Genomic DNA, 22651 nt, shown 5'->3' with positions numbered 1-22651 from the left:
AAAGGGATCATCATGATTGTTATTGAGAAAATATTGACTGCTGAAGAAGTGAGCTTATTTAGGCAGCAATTAGCTGATGCGCCATGGTTAGATGGCAAGCAAACCGCCATGGGCATGGCGGCGTCAGTCAAAAATAACCATCAAGCGGATGCTAATGATGATGTGGTGCGCCAACTGGCTAATAGGTTATTAGCTAAGTTTGGCAGCACGCCAAAGGTCGTTTCGGCGGCCTTACCCCATAAAATTTTTCCGCCTTGCTTTAATCGCTATGGTATCTCTGAAGAATATGGTTTTCACGTAGACGCTGCCGTGATGCGCATTCCGGGCACCAATGAGGTGCTAAGAAGTGATATGTCGATGACCACCTTTTTAAGTGAGCCAGATGAGTATGATGGCGGCGAGTTAATTATTGCTACCGAGTTTGGCGAGCAGCAAATAAAGCTGCCAGCAGGTTACGCGGTATTGTATCCATCTAGCAGTTTACATAAAGTCACTGCAGTAACCCGTGGTGAACGAGTGGCTGCCATTACCTGGATGCAAAGCATGGTGGCTGATGGCAGTTTAAGGCAAAACCTTTATCAGCTTGATCAAACCATTCAAACGCTCATTAGCCAAGGTAATACCGATCGCAGTGAGTTAGATAATCTGCACAATGTTTATCATAATTTGATCCGTCAATTTACCCAGCTGTAAGCTTAAATCCGATTTAAAAGCTAACTCGCTAAATGGCGCAGTTTATAATCAACAGGGCAAATGCCATAAAACTGTTTAAACAGGCGACTAAAATGGCTAGCACTGTGATAGCCCAGTGAATAACACACTTGGGTTATTTGCTGGCCTTGCTCTATCAGCGTCGCCGCTTGAGTTAAGCGGCTTTGCTGCTGATAAACCATCGGCGTGCAGCCCAAATGCTGTTTAAATTGCTGAAAAAACTTACTGCGGCTCATACAGGCTTGTCGGCACAAGGCATTAATATCTAATGGCTCGCTGAGGTGCTGCTTAATATAGTGTAACGCGGCGTTGAGGCCATTAAATTGCGGGTCGTTATGACTGTGATGCAATAAAAAGTCACGGGTTTGATGACGCATTAAGCGCACTATTAATTCTGAAATCGCCAAATCAATCAGATAACTGCGGTCCTGTTCATTCTCGGTATAAATCGCCACAATTCTGTCTAATAGCGCTTGTGTTTGCTGATTATGGTGGGTATGCACTAAAGATGGTTGGTATTGCCAGTGGCCATATTGCTTATCGATAGGCGCGCTCAGATTGAGTTTATCGGCAATTTGTTGTACCCGTTCGGTTGAAATCTCAATGGCTAAACAGGTGGTGGGTTGATGGATTTTAGCCTCAGGAAAATCAATTTCTACGGCTTGATTGGGCGCCATAATAAAAGATTCATGGGGGTAAAACGCCGCCTCATAATCATCTACCGAGTGCATCACTTTTTTACCCGTCACCATGCCGCAAAATAACAGTTGGTCAGATTGTAGTGCCACCCGTGAGGCTTGCTCAAAGGTATCGTAAATACTCAGTTCAGATTCAGGTCCAGCAAAACTAATCTTGTTTTCTACTAGTACCTTTGGCTTGCTGCGCTGCAGTTGTAGGCGTCCACTGATCATATTGTTCCCTCACAGAGTGATACCAAGTCATTTGGTATATTTGTTCCTGAACAACAATCCTTACTTATGCTGTGATAACTTTTCCCTTAAAACTCGGAGCTAATTCGTTAACTTAAATCATTAACTTAGCTCAGCTTATGGGTAATGTCGCCATGAGCTAGACAGTAGTTTCACAATCATTTGTACTGTGAGTCAACAGCTGTGGATTCTCAGAATAGTCACTTTCCAATAATTGATTTAGCTTAATTAGTTATCCAAAAAATACAATTAGAGGAAAGTAGCATGATTTACGCAGCACCCGGCGAAGCAGGTTCAGAAATGAGCTATAAATCTGTATATCAAAACTTCATAGGCGGTCAGTGGGTTGAGCCTGTTAATGGCAAGTATTTTGACAATATCAGCCCAGTAAATGGCCAAGTTTTTTGTAAAATTCCCCGTTCAGATGCACAAGATATTGAGTTAGCCCTTGATGCAGCCCATAAAGCTCAAGCATCTTGGGGTAAAACCTCTGCCACGGAGCGTTCTAATATTTTATTAAAAATAGCCGATCGCATCGAAAATAACCTAACGGCTCTGGCAGTGGCCGAAACTTGGGATAACGGTAAAGCCGTGCGCGAAACCCTTAATGCCGATATTCCCTTAGCAGTTGATCACTTCCGTTACTTTGCTGGCTGTTTACGTGCCCAAGAGGGCAGCGCCGCAGAGATTGATGCCAATACCTTGTCGTACCATATTCATGAGCCGTTAGGGGTTGTTGGGCAAATTATTCCGTGGAACTTTCCTCTATTAATGGCGGCGTGGAAGCTTGGGCCTGCGCTCGCTGCGGGCAACAGCGTGATCCTTAAACCTGCGGAGCAAACACCAGCATCGATTCTATTTTTAATGGAGTTAATTGGCGATCTGCTGCCTGCTGGGGTGCTTAATATCGTTAATGGTATTGGTGAAGAAGCAGGTCAAGCGCTCGCAACCAGTAAGCGTATTGCCAAAATAGCCTTTACTGGCTCAACCCCTGTTGGCTCACATATTTTAAAATGCGCCGCTGAAAACATTATTCCCTCCACGGTCGAGCTAGGTGGTAAGTCACCCAATATCATCTTTAACGATGTGGTTAACTTTGAAGATGAATATTTAAGTAAGTGCGTAGAAGGCGCGGTACTGGCCTTTTTCAACCAAGGAGAAGTATGTACCTGTCCGTCACGGTTACTGATCCAAGAAGATATTTACCCGCAATTCATGGAAATGCTGATAGAGCGATCAAAAGCGATCAAGCGTGGTAATCCCTTAGATACCGACACCATGGTTGGCGCGCAGGCATCGAAAGAGCAGTTCGATAAAATATTAGGCTACATTGATATCGGCAAAAAAGAAGGCGCTGAAGTGTTATTAGGCGGCGAGATTGCATCTGTGGGTGATAATTTTGATAGTGGTTATTATATTCAGCCAACCTTGCTTAAAGGCACCAATGATATGCGCGTGTTCCAAGAAGAGATTTTTGGCCCAGTGATATCGCTCACCACCTTTAAGGATGAAGCCGAAGCACTCGCCATGGCCAATAACTCTGACTTTGGCTTGGGCGCAGGAGTGTGGACCCGAGACACTAACTTGGCTTATCGAATGGGGCGTAATATTCAAGCAGGCCGAGTGTGGACCAACTGCTATCACATGTATCCAGCCCATGCGGCATTTGGTGGTTATAAAAAATCAGGCGTGGGCCGTGAAACCCACAAGATGGCCTTAAATCATTACCAACAAACCAAAAACTTGCTGGTGAGTTACGACATTAACCCGTTAGGTTTTTTCTAAGCGATTAATCATGGGATAGTTGCAGCTTGATAGTTAAAGGCTATTTTTCAAGGTCATTTTAACAGGCTATTTTCAAGCTAAATATTAATAGGGCAAACAAGTTAGCTTGCTTGCCCTACTTATAATCTAAGACGACTCTCTTTTAGAGAGATAGGTCATGAGTAAATGAATTAACCCCATATACACAAATGCGCTCCAAGAGATAGCATGACTTATTTTATAGTCTAATTCGGCACAATAACCGACACTGCCATCATATTCTTCATTGGCTTCAGCCCAAAGACTGCTGCTGCCACTAAAAACTATCACCAGAATGCCTAAGCTAAATAGGTTGCTGGTTACTCCCCAAAGTGACCATGATACTAGCTCTATTAGTATGATTAGTCCCAGTGCAATAGTCGCCACCACCTTCTTGGTTAGCAGAGTTTTAGGCAAAAAATGGATGATAAACAGCATCAATAAGGTCATTAAGGCCGCATATTGAAAGAAGGTATAAATGGTGTCTGCGGCAACCGATTTCAGCATAAAGCTGAGCAGTATTCCCGCGCCTAAGACAATAACATTGAAGCCTGCAAAGATTTTTATCGGCAACTTTTGGTCTAATAACAGCGCCCCAGCAATGCTGAAGAACAAATACATGGCTAAAATGGGCCAAAAACCGAGTATATTGAACCACTCAATGGGAATATAACTAATTGCTAAATAATTACAAACTCCCCCCCAAATGATGGCCAGAAAAATCAGCAAATTAAATTGTAATTTACTGATTTTATAATCAGTTAAAAAAACCGCTGAAAGCTGCTGTTTTATCTTGTCTGGATGTGAATCAACCATGTTGCACCATTGTTATATTCCCCTTATTAATCAACAGCTAATTTTAATAATGGTAGCTTTTTTTATAAACTGCTTACAATGGTGTTTAGGTCGAAAACTAGCCTGATAAGCACTAAATTTGTGGTTTTTGCTTATCAGTCACAGGTTTAAGCTTCATTTAAGTGTTAAGCCTGATGATAGTGATGTGATAACAGTAACAACTTGCCAACTGAGCCACTGCTATTTGTTGATGACGATAGAATTTAGTTAACTTTTATCGCCGCATGAACAGACAAAGTTATTAGCAAAAATAAAATAATTAAAACAAAATTTAAAGGAGACGACACGTGAAGAGAGTCGGGATCGTGCTGTTGTGCATGTTTATGCCAATAGCGACAGCGTTTGCAGAGCAAACCAAAACCCTTTCAGTGGATGTATTGTGGCAACTAAGCCGTTTAGGTAATCCTACTATTTCCCCCAATGGCGATTACATCATTGCACCTGTCACTAACTACGATGTGCCTGAAGATAAAGGCTCAACTCAATTATGGTTATTTGATAAAGAGGGCAACAGCCAGCGCCCAATTACCGCTCAAGGTTTACGTGTGAGTGAGCCAACCTTCTCACCAGACAGCAATACTTTAGCTTTTATCAGCAAGCGTGATAAAGACGAAGCGGGTCAAGTGTACTTATTACCAATGAACTCACCAGGTGAAGCCCAGCGCTTAACTGAGGTGCCAAGTGGCGCTTATGGAATTAAGTGGGTGGGTGAGCATATTTACTTTATCAGTTCAGTATTTCCAGGTAAAAACTGGGATCAAGTAGCCGAGCAATTAAAAGCTGATAAAGACGATAAAGTATCAGCCCACCAATGGAATGCACTACCTTATTCAAGCTTTGATCATTGGCTTGATGAAGACCGTGAAGCCCATGTGTTTCGTATCCCTGCTAAAGGTGGCGATATTGAGCCAATTACTCAGCCTTTAAACAAGCAGTTACCACGTTCGTCGCAAAGTGCAGCTAGCTATGACATCGATCCAGCTGAGGGTTTTATTGCCTTTAATAGCAACGGTTGGGACAACCAAGTTGACGCTAAAATCGATATCTTTTTAGCAAAAATTGGTAGCGGTAAGGTTGAAAACCTAACCCCGAACAACCAAGCGCCAGATGCAAACCCAACATTTAGCCCAGACGGCAAAACCTTGGCTTTTACCCGCCAAACGATTCATGGTTTTTATGCCGATACTGCCAAGCTAATTTTGCTCGATGTTAACAAGCGCAGCGAAAAAGTGATTGCCAAAGACTGGGATCGCAGCGTCGCGCGTTTTGTGTGGACACCCGACAGCAAAGGCTTTTATGCAGCCATTGATGATGCCGCCACAAGACGCATTTTTCATATCAATGCTAAAAACGGCAAAGTAAAAGCCATCACTAAAGCGACTAACTTTGGTATGCCTGCGCTGGCGAATGACGGCACCTTAGTGGCCGCCAATGACAGCTTTACTTATCCAGCGCGCTTGGTAAAAATCAATCCACGTAATGGTAATAGTACCCGTTTAGACAGCTTTAATGATGAAATTTTAGCGGATATCGATGTGGGCACTTATGAGTCGGTGACCTATAAAGGTTATAACGATCAAGACATTCAAATGTGGGTTCATTATCCTCCGGGTTTTGATCGCAGCAAAAAATACCCATTAATGATGCTGATCCACGGTGGTCCACACAATGCCATTTCTGATGGTTTCCACTATCGCTGGAATGCGCAAACCTTTGCGTCATGGGGTTATGTGACGGCGTGGCCAAACTTTCATGGTTCAAACAGCTTTGGTCAAGACTTTGCTGACAGCATCAACCCAGACTGGAAAAACAAGTCACTGGAAGATGTGTTTAAAGCGACAGAGTGGTTTAAGCAAAAAGACTGGATCGATAACGATCGTTTAGTGGCGGGTGGTGCAAGCTATGGCGGCTACTTAACCTCGATTATATTAGGTCAAAAAGAACAGCCATTTAATGCGTTATTTATCCACGCTGCGGTCTATAACATGTACTCGCAAATGGCGGCAGATTTCTCGGTTCACAGTACCCGTTTTGGTAACTACTGGGACAAGCCAGAAATCTACAAGGCAATTTCGCCCCATTACGGCGCTGAAAACTTTAATACCCCAACCTTAGTGGTTCATGGTCAGCTTGATTACCGTGTGCCAGTCGGCCAAGGTTTTGAGTTATTCCGCACTCTGCAAACCCGTGGTGTGGAGTCGAAGATGATTTACTTCCCTGATGAAAACCACTGGATCATGAAGCCGAATAATTCAATTTATTGGTATAACCAAGTTGAGCAGTGGATGAACCGCTTTGCTGAACCTGGAGCTAAATAGTAGGGGCGAAATACAAATATTTAAGCCTTACTAACTGATTAAATATCACTTATAAAAAAGGCTGTTGCAGAACTTTCTGCAACAGCCTTTTTATTATCAGCAACGTAAGCGTTGTTAATTATGGTTACTTTTTAAAAATCTCTGCTCAGAAAGCTTAAACTTTAAATCTAAAACCTAAAAAGTGAAGCTGGTTTGCAGTGCTGCCCCCATATTATTTTCATCACTGTAATTGGCTGAAATATCGATATTAAATACTCCAGCAATGGATAAGCCTAAACCGGCAGTCACGCTGTTATCGATATTATCTGTTAAATCTGTTTGGTAGCCGGCGCGCAATTTAGCCCAGCTAGCAGGGGTAAATTCCAGCCCAATAGCGGCAAGTTGGCGATTGTCATTATTACTATCAAACTGGTTCAGGGTGCCATCAATATTGCTATAACCTTCAGATTCATTTAACTGCACATCAATGGCTGCGGTGATAAAACGGTTTTGATAATTTGCACTGATAGTATAAGTCGGGCTTATTTCATATTGACCTTGCACGCCATTAATTAGCTCAGTGTCATAGCTATTCTCGATTAAGTTTTTCCCTACAAAACCAAAGCCAAATCCGGCGTTATGTTGATAAGCAATACCGACATCAAGGTTCATATTGCCTTGATCGTTTTGGTAGCGATCATCATCCCAGTCATCAAACTCAAAGTTATCAATGTCGGTAATATAATTTATGGTGTTTACCTGCTGATATTTAGGTGACACCCCATAGTAGAGCTCGCCTGTGGCAAACTGATGCGACTTAGCTAAGCTGACACCAATTTCGGTAACAACTACACCCATGGTTAACGCTTGAGAGTTCAACTCTTGGTTGATGATATTGCTTGGATCAAGATCGCTATCAGCAATATCAGCAAACACCAGTGCATCGGCATAGGCTTGGGCAAACAGGTTGACCGATACAAATTTATTGGGGATCGCAATGGCTAACTGGGTGCCCACTTGTAGTTGGGCGTAATTGCCTTGGATCAACTGCAGTTGATCAATCACCACTTGGGCATCAGCTTCAGTTGGCATGCTGATGTTTTTAAAATCATCATAAACATCTGAAAAATCTTCAACATTCTCGATAGTGTCAGTGGGATCGTTAGCGTGTACCCCAAAAGCAGGGAACAATACCGCCACGCCATCGGACTCTTTAAAACGCGCCGTTAATGCAGGGTTATGAAATGGCGCCGTTAAATAATCGGCGCTGCTAACGCCAACGCCGCCCATGGCATGTGAGCGCGCATCAAAACTGTGATTGTTAGCTTGAACTGAGGTAGCAAAGGCCGCGGCCATGCATAAAGGAAGGTAGCGTAGTGTTCTTGTGGTTATTATAGGCATATTAATCCAGCAACATATTGTTATTAATAGTTTTATTGAAGTTGTTCGAAGCGGGATTATAGCATTGCTTAGGTTTGTTGTTACCAAGTGTTTGTGCTTATGTGAACTGAGCTGCATTGTTTTTATATTTTTTAGCCTATTAGCAAGTGACGGTTTTAAAGCATCACTTTAAAGCATCACTTTAAATCATTAGCTCAGTTACTTCATTTCCACGAGGTTGCAGGCACAGATATTAGTACTGGGTAAAAAATACAGTAACACGGTATTTTGTTGCGCATTTCGATTAGTAATTTGAATCGTAAGGTTATGGACGCCTTTTTTACTGATATTTCTTTTAGCAAAGGCCTCTAAGTGGCTGGCATGTTGTGGTAATGGCAGCTCAGTATTATGCCTAATTAATTCATTGTGGGTTAAGTTTAAAATGTAGGTGTCTTTCTCTTTATAAGCGCTAAGTACATCGCCTGTTAAATACAGGGTTGCAATAGGATTGCCATCGGTCGTGAAGTAACGGTAGCTGATACTGGCTGAACGTTTTTGTAAGGTAAAATCAGCGATCAGCGAGTGATGTTCAATGGTGTCACTATTAGGGTTTTTCGCCACTAATTCATTGCGACAAGATAGCACCATATCCACTTCGGTGGCTTTGATATGCTGGTAAATAATGACGATGCTGACAATGGCCATTAAGGCCGCCAGTATTCTGAATATGATGCGATTAGTCACAGAGTGATACCTCAGCTAGCCATTTATCGGAGATAAAATTCGGGGTTAAACTAAAATCACTGCTTTTAATATTGCGCATTAAGTTATCGCCATTTGGCTTTTGCCGAGCTAAAGAGATATTTAACACCTGCATGTCGTTAGAAAATGCCAGATACACTTGTTGCCACACTAAGGTGTTGCATTGGTTGAGAGCAGCAATGATTTTTTCTTCAGTGGGCTTATCTTGTTGCATTGATATGCTGGGTGACTCAAGCCACGTCAGTTTTATTTGTTGCTGATTATCTAATTGCACAATGCGGCTATTTTTGACTGGCGTTTGTGCAGGTTTAAACAGTATGTATTGATGCATTGCTGCAATAATGGCGGTTAACACTACAAGCACCAATGCAGTGGTATAGATAAAGTGTTTTTTATGCTTTGCAGATTGCTGAATCCAACTGGCTGCTGGTGGGGTGATATTGAGCCGATAACCTTTACGCGGAATGGTTTCAATTAATTCAGCATAATTTTCGCCAAAGTACTTACGCAAAGTAAATACTGCTTTTGCCACTGCCGATTCACTCATAACAGGGCTTTGGGAGCCAGCACAGGCTAATTGGCCTTTGGTCATGATGCGATTGGGGTGAAGACTTAATTGCTCTAAAACCTGACTTTCGGTGCGGGTAAGGTGCAGCTGAACTTGAGATTCAGTATTGAGTATTTGGCTATTGGCAATATCAAATTCAAAGATTTCAATGCGCATTTAAATCACACTCAGATAAACATTCTATTGTTAAGTTTACTGCAATTAGATAATTACAAACATTCTACAAATCACAGTTTTACCATACAGCACTAACTTTGCAGCTGGCTTTTGCTAAAAGCCACTCATTACTTCTTTGTTATGACCAATAGCCATTGCAGTCGCGGCTGCTCGTATCAAGCTCCCGCGCTTCGGATATTGCTAGTTCTGCTAAGGACAATTAACTTAACGTGATCTGGGTCACATTAGATTTTAAGTAATCTCAAAAGTAAAACTCTGTAATTAGTATTACGTGCTAAATGCGGGTGCTTTTTTGATATTTAACGCTGTTAAGTTGAGTTTTTTCGCTATTTAATCCATCTTCAATTCGATTTTTCTAATGGAGTGATTAACTGAAATATTACTTTGAACTAGCTCCCGTTGCCATTTTTCCTGTCTGTCATGCTTATCTCAAGCCAGAAACGTAAGTGCTGAAGATGTACTTTTTAGCGTTCTGCCAGTTATCAACACTCAGCTTAAAAGTTGGGAATAAATATAAAAATGCGAGGCAAGTGATTATGAAAACTCTAAATAGAAGACAAGCGATCAACCGTATTATTGGTATTTCTACTGCGGCAGCGGGCGGGGCACTTATCGCTAATCCTGTTATAGCGGCAGTGACCAACGTTAGCGGAGATTGGAAATTAGAAGTGGGTACCCGCTTAGCTTATAGCAAACTTGATCCCATGGTTGTGGCAAAACGTGCTTATGAAACCGGTAATGGCTGTATGTTCCAAGTATTTGATAGCATTATTCAAAGCTTGGCAGAATCAGATTCTGTTGATGCTGATAAGTTCGCCCAAGTACCAACCGCCATGGCGCATTATGGCTATGCAGGCATGCTAGGAGAAGGCACTGTTTGTGGCAATATTAACGCCACAGGTATGTTGGTTAATTTATTATCCATTAATGGTGAGCCTGCCAATGCAATGTTAAGTCAAACCATGCGTTTTTATGAATCAGAAACACTACCGTTTCAAACGGCTGAATTTATTGAAGGCATAGGCGCTGACATGACAGAGACCTTAGCTCAAGTCGGTAAACCTACAGCGGCAAATAGCACCCTTTGTCACAGCTCTATTAGTCTTTGGGCCAGTGAAAATGGTAAGTCATTTAGTGAAAAAGGCATGCGCTGTAAACAGCTTTCAGCCTCTGTGGTCTATGAATTAGTTGCAATGCTTAACAAGGCTTTTGATGGTGAGACCGTAAATGATCACCCAGTTTCAGATGCGACTCAAGATTGCCAAGGTTGTCATACATCGTCATCAACATTTGCCCCTAGTGTGCAAACGAATATGTCATGTAATACCTGTCACGGCGGCCACTAATTGCTGGGAGTAATAACATGAAACATCTTAAATTATGTAGTGTCATTGGCTTGAGTTCGATGTTGTTGTTTGGCTGTGGAGGCTCTGATGATGAAACTATCGATCCGCCAATTGAGCCACCTGTAGAGCCTCCGGTATTGACGGTCAATATTGATCAAACTGAGACCTTAACTGCTAGCTTACAATCTGTTGATGCAGAAAATGGCGCAGTGACAGTAAAACTGACAGGTGATGATGATTTGTCGGTCACTGACGCAAGTGCATTTAACCTGATTATTATGGGTTACCCTTCAAAGACGCAGTCGTCAACCAAGTACAATCTGGATTGGCATCAGGCGAGTCATGCAAATTGCATTGAGGCTGAAACCTGCTCACTTGATATCAATGAAGCTGAATCAGGGCTGTATTATTTAACCTTAGACAGTGTGAATTGGAAAACTGCGGTTGAGACTTACCGGGTAGCCTTAGAAGTTAAAGGTGACAAAGCTCATTATGAATTAGTGTTTATGGATTAAGGTACTTACCAATGTACTTTTAAGCTAGCTGTAAAAATGACAAAGCCTTTTCATTATGAAAAGGCTTTTTTACTGCTCAAATGATCGATTAACTCAGAAAGCGATCAATAGTTTTTTGCACATCATTGGGCATGATGGGCTTCGTCAGGTAATCATCAGCACCAATTTTTAAGGCTAACTCTTGATCAGATGCTTCAATGAGTGAGCTGACTACTACGATCGGAGTATTGGCGATTTCAGGCTGATCTTTAATAAACTTGATTACTTGATAGCCATTGATATTAGGCATAGTGATATCGACGAAAATTAAATTAGGGCGAATGCTTGCAAACATTTCGATAGCAGCATCGCCAGAATTTGCTGTCATAACCCGATATTCATCGCCCAAAATTGCCAGTAACAGGCCTGTGCAAACAGGATCGTCATCAATAACTACAACCGTACGTTTTTCCATTAATGCCTCATTAACAACTAGATACTCTTGGTGTTGTATTGTCATTATAGCTTAAAGCGACAGCGGAAAATGAAATATCAAGCCAGAAACAATATTGAGGGGAATTTTGTTTCTGGCATTGTCGTTATCAAACCAAGGTTTGATATTGCGGTAGTTAGTTTGCTTAGAAGGTGGCAATAGAGGCCAGGTGTGCTTCAAGTTCTGCTTCTGTGGTGGGGGTAATCTCAAGTTCAATTGAGAGCGGATCGCTACCATTAAGCATAAATGCCGCTTGTTTGTTGTGATCGTAATGAAACCATTTTCCATTGATACACACGTCGGTATAGCAGTTCGGTAGTAATTCCATGAGTACACCTATTATTTTATGTGATGGAGCTTGTAGGGTTATATTTGTGACACTAAAGCACAGTTTGAATGTGCTTTAGTGATCTTAGTCACCTTTATAAGACAATAGTTAAGCTAGGAGCACCTTGATCTGCATCAATTGAGATAGCGTTTTGTTGGATGGGAAAAGACTTTTCGTAACACAAAACACTAAAAGAGGCTTACTTTAAGCCTTATTTAGATATTAATGCTGCTTTTTGCCTATTCTTTAGGGTTAACCTTTGTTGATGGTGTTCGCCAATGGTTATTCGGCTGCGAAAATAAGCTGCTATGCTTTAATTTTTGTAGATTGGCACTCGCCGATGGATTAAATGCTTTGAACAGGAGAATATCCAATGAATATTGCTGTAACAGCAGCTAGTGGTCAACTTGGCGCTGCAATAGTAAATGCCCTGCTTGCTTTAGGCCCCAATTACAATGTAATCGCCCTTGCTAGAACCGTCGACAATGCCAAACACCTTGGGGTTGAAGTTCGCCCAGGTGATTACGATAATCTCGCTGAGCTTGAGACTTCGCTTAATGGTGTCGATACCTTATTACTGGTATCAGGTATGGCAGCCCCTGAAGCGCGTATTCCTCAGCATCGTAATGTTATTCAAGCAGCCAAGCAGGCAGGGGTTAAAAAAATTGTCTATACCAGCGTTCAAGGCGCTGAGGAAGACACTGCATTTTCTCCGGTTATTCAGAGTAATCGACAAACCGAGCTAGATGTCCAGAGCTCAGGACTTGAGTGGGTTATAGGCCGAAACGGTATCTATATTGAGCCAGATATTGAGTATATTGATAGCTACAAGGCGGCCGGCTTTATTTCCAATTGCGCTGGCGATGGCAAGTGCGGTTACACCACTCGAAAAGAGCTGGCATTTGCCTATGCCTGCATGTTGACTGAAGATAAACATAACGGCCATGTTTATAACCTCCATGGTGAGTCAATAACTCAATATCAATTGGCTGAATACTTGAATAAGAGTTTTGAGCTTAGCCTTAAATATATTCCTGTTTCAGTGGCGCAATACCGCGACGATCGCACCGCTGAACTGGGTGAATTTATGGGTACGGTGATTGCAGGTATTTACCAAGGCATACTTAATGGTAAATCAGATAACCCCAGCGACTTTACCCAAGCTGCAGGTCGTAAGCATCAAAGTTGGGATGATTACTTCTCAAGTCTTAACGCTTAAGTGTTAAAGCCCAAGCCTTAAAGCTTAATGTCGCCGTTAATGCGCGGCAATTAAAAGTTTAACGTCATAAAAAGCAGGCTGAAACTAACAAGGTCCTAGCTCAAACTAACTGGTTGCGTCTTGCTGAAGCGTAACCAGTTAATCCAAACCCTGTGTAAACCTTATAACAGCTCTCTACTGGTTAACATTGCTACAATTAAATGGTTGACAAAATCAACCAGTGCAATTATAGTTGACCTTATCAACTAGTTTTAACTTGTTTCATTAAGCCGGAGAGAGATTATGATCCCTAAAATTAACCGAGAAAATCGCTACCGCATTACCGTTGAAGAGCAGATCTCAGGCCAAGATACTGGCAAAACCTTAAGCTTTGAGTTTCAAGATAGGGAAGACCTATTCAACGCTGTTGAAAATATAAAAAAGGGCAGTGGCTTAGAAGCGCCGCTTGCCACCAGAGTCGCCGTAGCCTTACGACTGTTAGGGCCTGTGATGATGCAAAACCGTAAGCATCCACTATTTTTGGATTTTATGCCTCACTTTAAAACCTTTATGAACAATCTAAAAAGCACAGTAAAACAAACCATCACAGCTAAATAATCCCTAGGTTAATTTGATGCTTATCAAGATGATGTGTGCTGAGATAATCAGCTTTCAAAAAAGGCGCAGTCATTCACTGACTGCGCCTTTTTATTATTTAAGCCTGTTTTTAAACATTAAAAAAGGGCTTAAGGTATTTCAGTAAACCTCGTTACTTAACTGCTGAGTCCAGTGCATTGTAAGAGGCATGTTTACCTAGCTGCTTAGCAAAGTACTTGTTGGTTTCGGCTAAAATAATGTGTCTTAAACCAATAATCCCGATCAAGTTCGGAATGATCATTAAGCCATTAACGGTATCGGCCAGCATCCAAATAAGGTCTAGTTGAATAAACGCGCCGCCGGCAATCAAAGTTAAAAAGATAAACTGATATAGTTTAATACCTTGTTCACCTAAGCGTTTGCTGGTTAGGTAGTACCAACAACGCTCGCCGTAATAATGCCAACCTAGAATGGTGGTAAAGGCAAAACACACTAGAGCAATGGTCACCACATACTGGCCGACAATCACTGAGCCGCCAGAGGCAAAGGCTGCACTGGTCATTGCTGCGCCAGCAGTATCGCCATTCCACACACCGGTGATAATCAGCACTAAGCCTGTCATGGTACAAATCAAAATAGTGTCAAAAAAGGTGCCGGTCATGCTGACTAAGCCTTGCTCGACCGGTTCTTTAGTTTTAGCGGCAGCGGCCGCAATGGGCGCACTCCCTAAACCCGATTCATTAGAGAATACCCCGCGGGCGATACCAATTTGAATGGCTTGCGCCACCGTTGCGCCTAAGAAACCGCCTGCTGCAGCAATAGGGGCGAAGGCTGAGTGTAATACTAATTCAATGGCCGGAATGATTTGCTCAGAAAAGCTAAATAAAATCCACAAACAGGCCAATACATAACCTAGCGCCATAGTAGGTACTAACTTTTGCGCCACATTGGCAATGCGTTTAACGCCGCCGATCGTCACCGCAGCGACAAGGGTGGTGAGTACGAGGGCGGTAACCCAAGTCGGCACATCAAAGGCAATGGTCATGGCATCGCTAATGGCATTCACTTGGGCGAAAGTACCGATACCGAAAAAGGCTACGCCGACACCAAAAATAGCAAAAATATTGGCTAGCCACTTTAAGCCGAGGCCACGCTCAATGTAGTACATTGGCCCGCCAGCAATATTACCTCTGGCATCGGTGGTGCGATACTTTACTGCCAGCATACATTCAGCATATTTGGTTGCCATTCCAAAGAAGGCTGCTAGCCACATCCAGAAAAGGGCGCCCGGCCCACCGATTTTAATCGCGGTGGCGACGCCGACAATATTACCAGTACCGATAGTGGCAGATAGCGCTGTACATAAGGCCGCGAAGGAAGATAAGTCGCCTTTGCCGCTAGCAGGTTTAAATAATAAGCTTAAGGCCAGTGGCAGCTTAAGGACTTGGAGTAATTTTAGGCGAATGGTGAGATATAGCCCGGTGCCGATCAGTAAGCATAGGGTTATAGGGCCCCAAACAATGGCATTGATATCGGCTAAAAGCGCGTGAAAATTCATGGTATTCCTCGAATATTAAACAACAAAATTAATATGGAGGAGGAAAAGAAATGGCTGGATTTGTGGTACTGAGGAATACAGCTCACGCAGGTGTTCATCATGATTGATGACATTAGGCACAGCAGAAAACGACAGTGACCATAAATGAATACAGTCATCCTCTCCTCTGTCCTTTTGCCTGAGCGTTTCGCGGCAGTTGAATTAATTCAACTGCCACTTTCGCCTTCGGCGCTGTAATGACATTAAGCTGCGAACCACTAATGCTTACAGTCTCTCCAGAGGCTCGTCCAGTAACAGTCCTCACCACTAAGTGGCACCTGAAAGAGTGGTTTATTAAATGATATCAATACCATCCAACAAACTTGCCTCGTCGGTGTGGGGTTGCTCCCCACTCTCCTGCTACCTTCATCCGAACGGATCTTTTTGCTAAGCGATTAAAAAGTTTAACAAAAAGGACTGACAGCATGCGTGATGTTACCCATGTGCTCAAGAGATCTGTATCACAGTTTTATCAACAGGCTGTTTAACTGGTTTATATTTGAACGAGTGCTAATTTCGAGTGTTCTTTGTTAGCGCTCTTTGTTAGGGTTCGCATTTACAGCTTGGCAATACTAGCTACTGACTGCCATATTCAAATCAGTTGCTAACCTTTTTAGCGTTTCAACCTGGTGGGTAAGCTTCTCGCCTTGGTTGGCAACAGACTCTGATACTTGATGAGTTTTAACAACACTGCTAGCAACTTCGGCGCTGGCAGTATTAAGTTCTTGAACTGCCTGAACTTGATGCACCATGGTATCGGCAAGTTGATTGATATCACTGAGGGTCTCTGCGACCTTAGCGATAATACTGGTGAGCTCATTACTGGATTGCTCAATGACACTTTGGCCGTGCAGCACTTCTTTTTGGCTACGATCTAACAGGCTACGAATTTCGACTGCAGAGGTATTACTCTTAGCTGACAGCTCGCGCACTTGTTCAGCCACTACTGCAAAACCGCGCCCATGCTCACCAGCGCGAGCCGCTTCAATGGCAGCATTGAGTGCCAATAAGTTGGTTTGGTCTGCCACCGAGGTAATTAAATCTGCCACTGACATAATTTCTTTATTACTGACTAAAATTTTGCTGATAGCTTCTGTAGTAGCCGCCAGTGATGAGGCACTTAGCTGAGCCTGATCATTGATAAGTTGGCTGCGATTACGTAAATCGACCACAAATGATTCTGACTGCTCAACATCTTGAGTCATCCGGCTAAGCTGTTGGTTCATTTCTTCAGCGGCGCTGGCCTGAGATTGGCAGTTTTGATTTAAATCATCCACTTGATGATGCAAGTCTTCAGATTGTGTTTCAAGTACCTCAGCCATGCTAGACAGTTGCACCGCATTGTCACCCGCGCGATGTAAAATCGACGATAATTGCTGGGCGCTTTGCTCTGCATCATTTGCGACTTTTTCTGTTTGATGCTGAGATTTTTCAGCATGCTCAATGGCTTTATTACGTTGCTTGGCGGTAAAGGCTTGGGCGATAACAATTATAATCAGTGGCATTAATAAACCAGACCAAGCCTCTGTCATGTATGCCGTATCAGACAGTTCCATAACCGGAATGCTCACCCCTTGTAACTCTAACATTAGCATCCAAGATGACGCTGCGATCACCAGCGCACTCCAAATCGTCGCCATTAAAATACCTGCAGTTAAAAAGAAGGCGATCAGTAATACCGTTAACCATAGGCTCTGACTTGAATTGAGCACACCACCGTCCTGATAAATAAGGTTCAGTGCATGTAGAGCCATACCAAGGAAACCGACATTAAGCGCGAGGGTCGGCATTTTTGCCAAGCGCAAAATTAAGCCTGCACTTATCTCGGCAATAATTAAAAATATAGAGGTGTAGATCAATAAACTATGATCAAATTGCAGCCATTTAAACAGACTGTAAAGGCCGGTAAATAGTGATAAAAGTGAGAAAAATAGAATGACTTCCACATACCTGAGTTGAGTGTCATTCCAGGTATTATTGGTCGGGAAAAAAGCAGCACGCCACATTGCCAAAGGAGTCATAAAGTTGCCTCTTATAATACAAAGTAGAAAAGGCCTAGGGGATAAAAAACCGAATACTTACCTTAGCCTAGACTAAATAATTCACATCTAAATTATTGTTTTTTATTGATTTATTAAAATTTGTTCTAGATTTACCATGGCTAAGGTGACAGCGGCAAACAGTTATCGCCTTAGACCATGGTTATCGTCACTTTTATTGTTTTAGATCAACCTTTTAGCATCGATTTTTTTAGGCCTTTATCGGTTGGCTTTTTGCCTAACCAGACACTGAGCACCGCTTTACGGAAGTCTTCACCTGGAGTGACAGCCAATTGCTGGCCATTTTTGTAACTAATCACACCTTCACCGGGCACGCTCATTAAGGTGAATTGATCGCCTGACTTAATGGGATCAGAAAAAGAGTTGATCAAGGATTCAATACTGGCGGCAATCGGCTCCGTTTTGCCGTTTGTTGCCCGATCAAAGCCTTCATTTAAGGCATCGATCATTTTTTCTGAGGTGATCATATCTGAGGTAATATTAAGCCGAATCGCAGTTGGGGAGTCGCTATCAATCACCTGTTGTGCTTGGGTACTGGTGCTGGTGGTAAACAAAGAACCGACATATAAGTCGATAAAAAATTTACTCCGAACTCCGGCGCCGTTTAACACCATAGTGCTGTTATTTAAAGTCACGTTTTCAGGCACACTGACACCTGAAATATCAACGGCAGCTGAGGCGCTGGCACACACGAACATTAAGCTCGTTGCGGTAATAATGCGTTTAATCATGTCATCCTCCATTAAGGATTAAAAAGCGCTGCCAATACTGAAACAGTTTGGTATTTAGCAGCGAAAGAGCATTAGTGGCTATTAGTTAAAAATACACTGGCTAGAATGCGTGGTTATATTCAATCCAATAGCTATCATCAGTGCTATCACTATTGTCTGTTTTATAGTTCACTCGCACGTTTTGGCGTTTGTTCATTTGATATGCCAAAGATAATTCACCGCTAAAGCTTGCCATTTGTAAGCCGCCATCCATGATGTCATCGCTCCATGACTTGCCTTGCATTTCTTCGGTATAAGAAGCGCTTAATAGCATCCACCAGTTATCATTAAAGGCATAACGGGCATAAACCATACCGGTTAAAATGAGTGATGGAACATCAATGCCACTGCTGGTTACCGGGATGTCTGTAGCTGTAATATCTTGCATGTTATCGCCAACGACCACAGCACCGGCATATAAAATTGGCCAAATATAGAAGTTATCAGTAACCGGAATCGTCATCACAGGACCCGCTTGCACCACTGCCATGCTGCCATAAAAAGGATGGTCAGCTAGGATGGCGTCAATAGACCAGCCGGTGCCGTTTGTGGTGTTGATAGTGCCATAACGTAAACGGTACGAACGCTTGCTGGTTTCATCATTAAATGTTGGTACAAGGCCGTAATCAGGATGCTCTATCATCCCAGTAAATTTAGGGCTTTTATCACCCTCGTTAAAGATATTTTTAGCTTCGAAAATAACCCCACTCTTTTGACCTGAATCAGCGGTTTTTTCCGACAGCATTAATTGGCCTTTAATGTTCATGCCTTCACTGCCGTATGATGCGCCAATAGAGGTGTAAACATCAGTTGGATTAGACATATCAATATCTGCTTCTGTGTCAGCAGCATAAGTTAAACCAGAAGTCATTGAAGCGAGTATTGCCATACTTAGAATGCGTGTTTTCATGGTAACTCCATTATTTTGTAATTAGTTTTTAATTAGTTTTTATCAGTAGCGTTATAAATTTCTGAGGACTAATCCTCGTGGTACTGGCGATAGGTTGCGCCAGTACCCATTACTTCTTCACGTTTTATTGGGCTTGGTATGAACCTGCCATTAAACGGGTGTTGGTATATTTTTTACTAAAGAATACATAAGCATAAGCAGCATTAATGATGAAACTAGCTGCACCTGCTGCCAGCATGAGTTCATCATTGCGTGGTAGTGGAACCACGTTACTTTCGTACATGAATGGGCAGCTGAAGTAGTACATGAACGAGCCTGCTAAAGTGAATGCTCGAGCCTGTAACCAAGTGCCTTTTTTAATGAATAGCGCTGGTAATGTTGCTGCGATTAGCACCATCATTTGCGCCGTCGCAGAGCCTGGGAAATTGAGGTAAACGAACACAATATTCCAAACGTCGTAGGCGATAATCCAAAATGTGGTCATTGCTGGCCAAATCATGTCTTGCTGCTTACTTTTGTCTGAGAAAATTTTCGCCCAACCTGCAAGGGTGATAATAGATAGCACACCACCAGTTGCATTGAGGATATTGGCAAGATTACCCATACTGAAGTCTTGCATTACCGCTTCTGAAATATTAATCGCGAGGAATGCAGCAGCGCCGAATTTTGCCCATTTCATATCACCGACTTTGGTAAAGCGGATTAAGGTAAATAAGGCTGCAGCACCAACAACTGAGTACAGTTTTACCCATTTGAACCAGTAGGTGATCTCATAGCTTGACCACAGTGGAATAAGCGCTATGGGTAAGATGAACCAAAAAACGTAGTTACTCCATTTGTAGCGTCGGCACATTTCGTTTAATGCAATTAAGCCAAATAGCACCAGTAATACATGCCCATAAGCGCGGTATTCATACCATTTATGAATGTTGAAGCCATCGTCTGCTAAGGTGAAGCGGATTTCTTCACTGTCAACGTAAGTTAATGTTGCCCCATCAAAGTCATTAATCTCATCACCCGCTTGGCTGCTAATCACCACACCTGTGGCAGTTTGCTGCCAACGCTGGGTTTCGACTTTATTAAAGCCGCCAGATTGTTTAGTGACACTGACAAGATTGTTTTCAGCAAATTCCATTCGATAAAACAAGCTACCTTCGCCGGGTTTGCCGTCTCTGGTGCCTTGCCATATTTGCCCTGGTAGCGGCTGAGTTTCTACTTGATGATTAATGGCGTCATCAGCGTTAGCTACGCTGGTGATGCTTACCATCATTAACGCAAAAACCGCGCTAAATAGTGTTATTAGTTTATGTTTCATAACAACGTCTCGTGTTGTATTAACCGAATACCGATGTGGTATTCGGTTGGAGGTGATTAGGCTGTTGCTAATTTCTTATCTTGAGCCGTTTGATCATCTTCTAATTCGCTGACTAATGGTGGTGGAGACTTTTCACCAAATGGTGGTTCACCATTTTTCTTCTGCATGGTGAAGTACCAAATTGCGAAAGGAACGTGTAAAGCAAGGTTGATGACGCCCCAGTAATACAGCACGTTATCGTTGGCCCAGCTGCTTGAATCCATTAGTGGTACAAACACGTCGCTGTTAGCGCGGATCAGTAGGTGGAATGCCAAGGTGTAAACACGCGCGATTATGTAAAGCTCTGGTCGACCTTTGATTAATGGGTATAGCTCTGCCGCCATCAAGATACAGAATGAACTTGCGAAGAACGCAGGGCTCTCACCGAATACAAAGGCTAGGTTCCAGGTGGTATAGAGGAAGTTCCATGCCGCTGTGGAATAAAACAGTAAGTCGTTTGGTTTGTCTTTACCGATAACCCAATAGACACGTTTACCATTTTTGTAGCGTGGGAAAGGAATAGTGACACAAAGAATGACACCACAGATTGCGTTAAAGTAGTTTGCTGTAGCAAAGTCTTTTAATGTGGCTTCTGCAATGTTTAACACTAAAACTGCATATAGAAATTTTAACACCCAGTCGCCGCGGAAAAACGCCAGCACCTTGTGTGGGTTTTGATGATATAGCCACGCGATACGGGCACCACCAACAACAATTGCAGTGGGGATTAATACACTGACCGTCTTAACCCAACGGAACCATCCGTCAAGTTGATCTGCCCATAGTGGGGCTGTCACTAATGAAAGTAGCCAAAAAGCGGCGGTTAATCTTGGTGTTCGGCGCATACCTTCAACCAAAACGAGTAATAAAACAATATAACCTGTCATTGATACGAAATATTGCCAGACTGGGATGTCCATAATGCCTCCGAGAGCATGTTATTTAGCAATCTATAGCTCCTAACTGATGGAGCTATGTTCAAAAAAATTCACGTTTTTGTTTAGTTCTTATTCGAATAGATCTTCAACATCCAAAGTTAGAGTAATAACTCTACTTTAGAGTCTTTACTCTAACTTAGGGTTTTAATTAGACCTTGATCTAAATCAAGTAATGATTCTGTTTTGGTTGTTACCTAAAGGTGTTTAGCTTGTTAATGTGATCGAGTTAACAGGTTGTTTAATCGCTAAATAAGTGACTATTAATTCATGGTTTCGTTAAATTTATATATTAGGTTGCCATAATTTATTCAATATTTTCAGTAAATTAGAAGTTATACAAATTACTTATGTGTGTGGGAGCCTCTTTGGGAAGAGAATCGCTTTCAAGTGCTACGGGGCGGGATATATATTGGCTATTGTTGTAAACATTTCAGTAACAATTTTACTTTTAAGTGTGGGTGAAAAAGGGATTGTGACTGTGGCTGTAGTCATTGTAGTGAACAATTTTTGGACATTGAACGTAATTTATTTAACAACTCAGTGCTGAGAGCAGTCATTAAGTCTTAAATTGCCGCAGTTAGTCGCTGCAGTTAATGAAGCTTGATTTTAAGCATCAGTTATTACATCCGAGGAACCACTATGCCTAGTATAAATAAAGCCGTTAATAACCCAAGAGATACGAGTCAACATGGGCTGAATACCTTCGAGCAGTCTGTGTATAACGACAGTCAGCCAACGATCATCGGTGTGGCAGATTCGACTCACTATCTGGTGGGCGTAGTGGATGCGGATAATAACTTTTCAGGACTGACAGCAGGCAGCGCTTGCACAGTAGTTAATTCACTCGCAGAGGCTAAGACGCTGCTGCGAAGCCATTATTATTCCAGGGCTAATGTGGTATATCAAACAGCTTATGATGAAATGTGTGGTTTGGCTGCAAATGGTCATTATCATGAAAGCATAAAGCTATAACAATTATCCTTTGGTTACCAATGCTTTGAACTGTGCGGCTTGGCCTGCGACTGGCCACTATTAACCAGTACGAAAGCATAACGCTATAACAATTATCCTTTGGTTACCAATG

General features: G+C 42.4%; 21 protein-coding genes and 1 riboswitch. Of the genes, 8 read left to right on the top strand and 13 right to left on the bottom strand.

Going from position 1 to position 22651, the window contains the following annotated elements:
• Nucleotides 1–12: 12 nt before the first annotated feature.
• Complete coding sequence (locus BCU94_RS03940) at nt 13–693, top strand: Fe2+-dependent dioxygenase (protein ID WP_102475663.1); 681 nt, start codon at nt 13–15, stop codon at nt 691–693.
• Between the two features lie 20 nt (nt 694–713).
• Here the strand turns inward: BCU94_RS03940 and BCU94_RS03935 are convergent, their stop codons facing one another.
• Nucleotides 714–1622, bottom strand: a complete 909-nt coding sequence (locus BCU94_RS03935; RefSeq protein ID WP_102475662.1) for an AraC family transcriptional regulator — start codon at nt 1620–1622, stop codon at nt 714–716.
• A 282-nt stretch (nt 1623–1904) separates the two neighbouring features.
• Here BCU94_RS03935 and BCU94_RS03930 point away from each other — a divergent pair, with 282 nt between their 5' ends.
• Complete coding sequence (locus tag BCU94_RS03930; RefSeq protein ID WP_102475661.1) at nt 1905–3425, top strand: aldehyde dehydrogenase family protein; 1521 nt, start codon at nt 1905–1907, stop codon at nt 3423–3425.
• A gap of 126 nt (nt 3426–3551) precedes the next feature.
• On the opposite strand, the gene BCU94_RS03925 is transcribed toward BCU94_RS03930, so the two are convergent.
• Nucleotides 3552–4259, bottom strand: a complete 708-nt coding sequence (locus BCU94_RS03925; protein WP_102475660.1) for a hypothetical protein — start codon at nt 4257–4259, stop codon at nt 3552–3554.
• 326 nt (nt 4260–4585) lie between these two features.
• Here BCU94_RS03925 and BCU94_RS03920 point away from each other — a divergent pair, with 326 nt between their 5' ends.
• Nucleotides 4586–6616: a S9 family peptidase gene (locus tag BCU94_RS03920; RefSeq protein ID WP_102475659.1), complete on the top strand. Its 2031-nt coding sequence runs from the start codon at nt 4586–4588 to the stop codon at nt 6614–6616.
• A gap of 174 nt (nt 6617–6790) precedes the next feature.
• On the opposite strand, the gene traF is transcribed toward BCU94_RS03920, so the two are convergent.
• The 3 genes from traF to BCU94_RS03905 form a co-directional block, all read right to left on the bottom strand.
• Nucleotides 6791–7996: a conjugal transfer protein TraF gene (traF, locus tag BCU94_RS03915; RefSeq protein ID WP_157937386.1), complete on the bottom strand. Its 1206-nt coding sequence runs from the start codon at nt 7994–7996 to the stop codon at nt 6791–6793.
• Between the two features lie 198 nt (nt 7997–8194).
• A complete protein-coding gene (locus BCU94_RS03910) occupies nt 8195–8719 on the bottom strand; it encodes a hypothetical protein (RefSeq protein ID WP_133149777.1) in 525 nt (174 codons plus the stop codon).
• Nucleotides 8712–9461, bottom strand: a complete 750-nt coding sequence (locus BCU94_RS03905) for a helix-turn-helix domain-containing protein (RefSeq protein ID WP_102440705.1) — start codon at nt 9459–9461, stop codon at nt 8712–8714. Before BCU94_RS03905 ends, BCU94_RS03910 begins: the two co-directional genes overlap by 8 nt.
• A gap of 557 nt (nt 9462–10018) precedes the next feature.
• Here BCU94_RS03905 and BCU94_RS03900 point away from each other — a divergent pair.
• Together BCU94_RS03900 and BCU94_RS03895 are read left to right on the top strand one after the other, a co-directional pair.
• Entirely contained in the window at nt 10019–10828 is an 810-nt protein-coding gene (locus BCU94_RS03900; RefSeq protein ID WP_102440718.1) for a cytochrome C, read from the top strand.
• 17 nt (nt 10829–10845) lie between these two features.
• On the top strand, nt 10846–11343 hold the full coding sequence (locus BCU94_RS03895) for a hypothetical protein (protein WP_102440704.1): 498 nt from the start codon (nt 10846–10848) through the stop codon (nt 11341–11343).
• Nucleotides 11344–11431: 88 nt separating this feature from the next.
• Here BCU94_RS03895 and BCU94_RS03890 read toward each other — a convergent pair whose 3' ends face one another.
• Together BCU94_RS03890 and BCU94_RS03885 are read right to left on the bottom strand one after the other, a co-directional pair.
• On the bottom strand, nt 11432–11797 hold the full coding sequence (locus tag BCU94_RS03890) for a response regulator (RefSeq protein ID WP_102440703.1): 366 nt from the start codon (nt 11795–11797) through the stop codon (nt 11432–11434).
• 163 nt (nt 11798–11960) lie between these two features.
• Nucleotides 11961–12143 (bottom strand): hypothetical protein, encoded by a 183-nt coding sequence (locus BCU94_RS03885; protein ID WP_076538754.1) that lies wholly within the window; start codon nt 12141–12143, stop codon nt 11961–11963.
• Nucleotides 12144–12516: 373 nt separating this feature from the next.
• Between BCU94_RS03885 and BCU94_RS03880 the strand changes: the two genes are divergently transcribed.
• Together BCU94_RS03880 and BCU94_RS03875 are read left to right on the top strand one after the other, a co-directional pair.
• The gene (locus tag BCU94_RS03880; protein ID WP_102440702.1) at nt 12517–13362 is read left to right on the top strand and encodes an SDR family oxidoreductase; all 846 of its coding nucleotides are present in this window, start codon (nt 12517–12519) and stop codon (nt 13360–13362) included.
• 282 nt (nt 13363–13644) lie between these two features.
• Complete coding sequence (locus BCU94_RS03875) at nt 13645–13959, top strand: DUF3861 domain-containing protein (protein WP_102440701.1); 315 nt, start codon at nt 13645–13647, stop codon at nt 13957–13959.
• A gap of 151 nt (nt 13960–14110) precedes the next feature.
• On the opposite strand, the gene BCU94_RS03870 is transcribed toward BCU94_RS03875, so the two are convergent.
• The 6 genes from BCU94_RS03870 to BCU94_RS03845 form a co-directional block, all read right to left on the bottom strand.
• Nucleotides 14111–15496 carry a sodium:alanine symporter family protein gene (locus BCU94_RS03870; protein WP_102440700.1) on the bottom strand — a complete coding sequence of 462 codons (1386 nt, stop codon included), beginning with the start codon at nt 15494–15496 and terminating at the stop codon, nt 14111–14113.
• Between the two features lie 156 nt (nt 15497–15652).
• Nucleotides 15653–15785: riboswitch (glycine riboswitch) on the bottom strand.
• A 322-nt stretch (nt 15786–16107) separates the two neighbouring features.
• Nucleotides 16108–17556, bottom strand: coding sequence for a methyl-accepting chemotaxis protein (locus BCU94_RS03865; protein WP_102440699.1), 1449 nt, complete (start codon nt 17554–17556; stop codon nt 16108–16110).
• A 206-nt stretch (nt 17557–17762) separates the two neighbouring features.
• Nucleotides 17763–18326, bottom strand: coding sequence for a chalcone isomerase family protein (locus tag BCU94_RS03860; protein ID WP_102440698.1), 564 nt, complete (start codon nt 18324–18326; stop codon nt 17763–17765).
• 100 nt (nt 18327–18426) lie between these two features.
• Nucleotides 18427–19275 (bottom strand): hypothetical protein, encoded by an 849-nt coding sequence (locus BCU94_RS03855; protein ID WP_102440697.1) that lies wholly within the window; start codon nt 19273–19275, stop codon nt 18427–18429.
• A gap of 124 nt (nt 19276–19399) precedes the next feature.
• Complete coding sequence (locus tag BCU94_RS03850; protein WP_241900991.1) at nt 19400–20590, bottom strand: DUF5692 family protein; 1191 nt, start codon at nt 20588–20590, stop codon at nt 19400–19402.
• 56 nt (nt 20591–20646) lie between these two features.
• Complete coding sequence (locus BCU94_RS03845) at nt 20647–21549, bottom strand: hypothetical protein (RefSeq protein WP_102475656.1); 903 nt, start codon at nt 21547–21549, stop codon at nt 20647–20649.
• A 657-nt stretch (nt 21550–22206) separates the two neighbouring features.
• Here BCU94_RS03845 and BCU94_RS03840 point away from each other — a divergent pair.
• Complete coding sequence (locus BCU94_RS03840; RefSeq protein ID WP_102440695.1) at nt 22207–22539, top strand: DUF6482 family protein; 333 nt, start codon at nt 22207–22209, stop codon at nt 22537–22539.
• Nucleotides 22540–22651 lie beyond the last annotated feature (112 nt).

The sequence above is a fragment of the Shewanella sp. 10N.286.52.C2 genome (assembly GCF_002874545.1).
Taxonomy (GTDB): domain Bacteria; phylum Pseudomonadota; class Gammaproteobacteria; order Enterobacterales; family Shewanellaceae; genus Shewanella.
Note: the sequence above shows the minus strand (reverse complement) of the source record. Positions and strands in the feature narration are given on the sequence as shown.

What these genes read in the sequence shown, in the direction of transcription:
- BCU94_RS03925 (WP_102475660.1), bottom strand. Translation starts at nt 4,259, where the DNA reads ATGGTTGATTCACATCCAGACAAGATAAAACAGCAGCTTTCAGCGGTT.
- BCU94_RS03850 (WP_241900991.1), bottom strand. Translation starts at nt 20,590, where the DNA reads ATGAAACATAAACTAATAACACTATTTAGCGCGGTTTTTGCGTTAATG.
- BCU94_RS03865 (WP_102440699.1), bottom strand. Translation starts at nt 17,556, where the DNA reads ATGACTCCTTTGGCAATGTGGCGTGCTGCTTTTTTCCCGACCAATAAT.
- BCU94_RS03840 (WP_102440695.1), top strand. Translation starts at nt 22,207, where the DNA reads ATGCCTAGTATAAATAAAGCCGTTAATAACCCAAGAGATACGAGTCAA.
- BCU94_RS03870 (WP_102440700.1), bottom strand. Translation starts at nt 15,496, where the DNA reads ATGAATTTTCACGCGCTTTTAGCCGATATCAATGCCATTGTTTGGGGC.
- BCU94_RS03860 (WP_102440698.1), bottom strand. Translation starts at nt 18,326, where the DNA reads ATGATTAAACGCATTATTACCGCAACGAGCTTAATGTTCGTGTGTGCC.
- BCU94_RS03875 (WP_102440701.1), top strand. Translation starts at nt 13,645, where the DNA reads ATGATCCCTAAAATTAACCGAGAAAATCGCTACCGCATTACCGTTGAA.
- BCU94_RS03935 (WP_102475662.1), bottom strand. Translation starts at nt 1,622, where the DNA reads ATGATCAGTGGACGCCTACAACTGCAGCGCAGCAAGCCAAAGGTACTA.
- BCU94_RS03930 (WP_102475661.1), top strand. Translation starts at nt 1,905, where the DNA reads ATGATTTACGCAGCACCCGGCGAAGCAGGTTCAGAAATGAGCTATAAA.
- BCU94_RS03855 (WP_102440697.1), bottom strand. Translation starts at nt 19,275, where the DNA reads ATGAAAACACGCATTCTAAGTATGGCAATACTCGCTTCAATGACTTCT.
- BCU94_RS03900 (WP_102440718.1), top strand. Translation starts at nt 10,019, where the DNA reads ATGAAAACTCTAAATAGAAGACAAGCGATCAACCGTATTATTGGTATT.
- BCU94_RS03845 (WP_102475656.1), bottom strand. Translation starts at nt 21,549, where the DNA reads ATGGACATCCCAGTCTGGCAATATTTCGTATCAATGACAGGTTATATT.
- BCU94_RS03885 (WP_076538754.1), bottom strand. Translation starts at nt 12,143, where the DNA reads ATGGAATTACTACCGAACTGCTATACCGACGTGTGTATCAATGGAAAA.
- BCU94_RS03895 (WP_102440704.1), top strand. Translation starts at nt 10,846, where the DNA reads ATGAAACATCTTAAATTATGTAGTGTCATTGGCTTGAGTTCGATGTTG.
- BCU94_RS03905 (WP_102440705.1), bottom strand. Translation starts at nt 9,461, where the DNA reads ATGCGCATTGAAATCTTTGAATTTGATATTGCCAATAGCCAAATACTC.
- BCU94_RS03890 (WP_102440703.1), bottom strand. Translation starts at nt 11,797, where the DNA reads ATGGAAAAACGTACGGTTGTAGTTATTGATGACGATCCTGTTTGCACA.
- traF (WP_157937386.1), bottom strand. Translation starts at nt 7,996, where the DNA reads ATGCCTATAATAACCACAAGAACACTACGCTACCTTCCTTTATGCATG.
- BCU94_RS03880 (WP_102440702.1), top strand. Translation starts at nt 12,517, where the DNA reads ATGAATATTGCTGTAACAGCAGCTAGTGGTCAACTTGGCGCTGCAATA.
- BCU94_RS03940 (WP_102475663.1), top strand. Translation starts at nt 13, where the DNA reads ATGATTGTTATTGAGAAAATATTGACTGCTGAAGAAGTGAGCTTATTT.